General features: G+C 39.2%; 3 protein-coding genes. 2 read left to right on the top strand and 1 reads right to left on the bottom strand.

Annotated features, from left to right (window positions below):
• Positions 1-260 precede the first annotated feature (260 nt).
• Positions 261-1,136, bottom strand: a complete 876-nt coding sequence (locus D0463_RS09435; RefSeq protein WP_117307160.1) for an SDR family oxidoreductase — start codon at positions 1,134-1,136, stop codon at positions 261-263.
• 225 nt (positions 1,137-1,361) lie between these two features.
• On the opposite strand from D0463_RS09435, the gene D0463_RS09440 reads away from it, so the two are divergent.
• Together D0463_RS09440 and sigK are read left to right on the top strand one after the other, a co-directional pair.
• Complete coding sequence (locus D0463_RS09440) at positions 1,362-1,814, top strand: Rrf2 family transcriptional regulator (protein ID WP_117307158.1); 453 nt, start codon at positions 1,362-1,364, stop codon at positions 1,812-1,814.
• Positions 1,815-2,023: 209 nt separating this feature from the next.
• Entirely contained in the window at positions 2,024-2,737 is a 714-nt protein-coding gene (gene sigK / locus D0463_RS09445) for an RNA polymerase sporulation sigma factor SigK (protein WP_117307159.1), read from the top strand.
• Positions 2,738-2,816 lie beyond the last annotated feature (79 nt).

The raw sequence follows: 2,816 nt of genomic DNA on the forward strand, positions 1-2,816 counted from the left end.
CAGTTCGTCCGCGGAAAGCGAGTAGATTCCATGACCATTTGAAAATCAACAATGGAATTTAATAGAGCCTAAATAAAAATAACTGTGTTGATTTTAATATTTATTTTTAGTTACTAAACTATTGCTTCGCTCTTTTATAAATAAATACAAAAATACCATTAGCGTAAACACTAATGGTATTTTTGTATCTTGAAACTGATTAGCTTTGCTTTATTCTTATTTAAAGACCTCTGCTACATTCAGTCGGTTTTCAATTTAGTTCAATTATTTTGTTTAGAGATTTCGTTAACAATTTGAGTCAATGCATTGCTGATTGGCGTAACCGGACGTCCGAGAAGTTTTTCGAAATCATTGCTTTCTATTTCCAAAGCTCCATCCCGAATGTCTTTCTGGATATCTACAAGGAAAGGAATAATGAATTCTGGTACGCCTGCACCTTTCATAATGTCTGCATAAGTAGCGTCATCGACCTGTTGCACAGGTACTTCTTTACCCAATACAGTGCCTAGGGCAGATGCAAATTCTTCTTGAGTCATTAGCTTGCCAGAAAGCTCGTAGACCGTATTCTCGTGTCCATTCCCCGCCAGTACAGCTGTCGCAGCCTCTGCAAAATCTTGTTGTAGTGCCCAACCAACCTTGCCAGAACCTGCAGACGTCACCCAAGGTGCTCCTGCCAGGACACCTTGAACGCTTGAGATTTCGTTCTCCAAGTACCAGTTGTTGCGTAAGAAAGAGTAAGGAATGCCTGTTTTCAAGATAGCTTTTTCCGTAGCAACGTGTGGTGGGGCAAGGAACATGGTGCTTTCGCTTGCATTCCCTATGCTGGTATAAGCAATGAATTTAACTTGAGCACGCTCTGCCGCAGCTACTGCATTTGTATGCTGGCTTATTCTTGTTTCATTGTCTCCATCCGCAGAAATAATTAATAAGCGATCGATACCTGCAAAAGCAGAATCCAAGTGTTGCGGCTGATCAAAATCTCCTTGACGAACTTCTACTCCACGAGCTCGTAATCCTTCCGCTTTCTCTGGATTGCGAACACTGACAGCGAGTTGACTCGCTGGTACAGTTTTCAATAGGGTCTCTACAACTTTCGTTCCCAATTTTCCTGTTGCACCTGTTACTAGCATTTTCATTGTCTTTTCCTCCGATATATGTTTTGTTAAACTCTTTATTGTTAAAATGTAATCAATTTGATTACCTGTAATCATAATAGTTACCTCATGTGTTTTTGTCAACAAATTCAAAACTCTTTTTTAATTTTGTTCTTTATTTTGAGGTATGATACATTTGTAATTAAATTAGTTACATGATACAACGTAGAGGTATTTTGTGATAAAGACAGGGAAGGTGATTGAAGAGTGTCTATAAGTAGTCGATTTTCCGTTGGAATTCATATATTAGCTCTTATTGAAATAAATAAAGAGGGGATAAGCACATCAGAATTTCTAGCAGGTAGTGTAAACACGAATCCTGCGGTGATCAGAAAAATTATGGGGATGCTAAAAAAAGCAGGGTTAGTAGAAGTACATCCTGGTATTGCGGGGGCTAAACTTGCTAGGGATTTATCTGATATTACATTACTAGACGTATATAAGGCAGTTAATGTAGTACAAGAGAAAGAATTGTTTAGTGTACATGAAGAACCAAATCCAGCTTGTACTGTAGGAAGGAATATCCAAGATACAATAGGTCCATTATTTACAGCTGCTCAATTAGCATTAGAGAAAACTTTGGGAAATGTAACCCTTGAAGATGTTGTAAAGGATATTCTTGATAAGGAAAAAATAAACAGTAAAGAATTAACCAATTAGCACTCATGGAAAAACCTCTCGTACCTATGTTTGTGGTTTTAATAAAAGAAAGCTTATGTCCTCATGAAGGGGACATAAGCTTTTTACGTGATATGCAATATTGTTCTATATTTGATTATTTAGTTTTGGTACAGACACAGACACCCCTCCGTCCGCATAGGTATTAACATAAGGCAAACGTCCAAAGGCAAAATAGCGGAGGTGGGTACATGCCAGGTCTTTTAACAGCAATTGGCTATTTGGCAAAGGAGTTCTACTTATTAGTTTCATATGTTAAGAATAATGCGTTTCCCCAACCATTATCCGCAAAAGAGGAACGGAAATACTTACAGCTGATGGCGCAGGGAGACAGCGATGCGAGGAATATGCTGATCGAACACAACCTGCGGCTCGTCGCACATATCGTGAAGAAGTTTGAAAATACAGGTGAAGACACAGAGGATTTAATCTCGATCGGCACAATAGGATTGATTAAAGCCATAGAAAGCTACTCAGAAGGCAAAGGAACGAAGCTGGCGACATATGCTGCTCGCTGTATTGAAAATGAAATTCTTATGCATTTACGGGCCACGAAGAAAACAAAAAAGGATGTCTCTCTCCACGATCCGATCGGGCAGGATAAGGAAGGAAACGAAATCTCGCTCATTGATGTGCTTAAATCCGAATCAGAGGATGTCGTGGATACGATTCAACTAAACATGGAAATTGAGAAGGTGAAGGAGTTTATCGATATCCTCGATGACAGGGAAAAAGAAGTCATCATCGGACGGTTCGGCCTTGATTTGAAAAAAGAAAAGACTCAGAGGGAAATCGCGAAGGAGCTTGGTATTTCGCGCAGCTATGTCTCCAGGATTGAAAAACGGGCGTTGATGAAAATGTTCCATGAATTTTACCGGGCGGAAAAAGAGAAAAGAAGAGGGTAATGTGAACAAACGCCTTCCGCATACAAAACGGAGGGTATTTGTTTTAATTTTGCTCCATCGCTCATAAAATTTGATAATC

It is taken from the genome of Bacillus sp. V59.32b, assembly GCF_003429085.1.
Taxonomy (GTDB): domain Bacteria; phylum Bacillota; class Bacilli; order Bacillales; family DSM-1321; genus Peribacillus.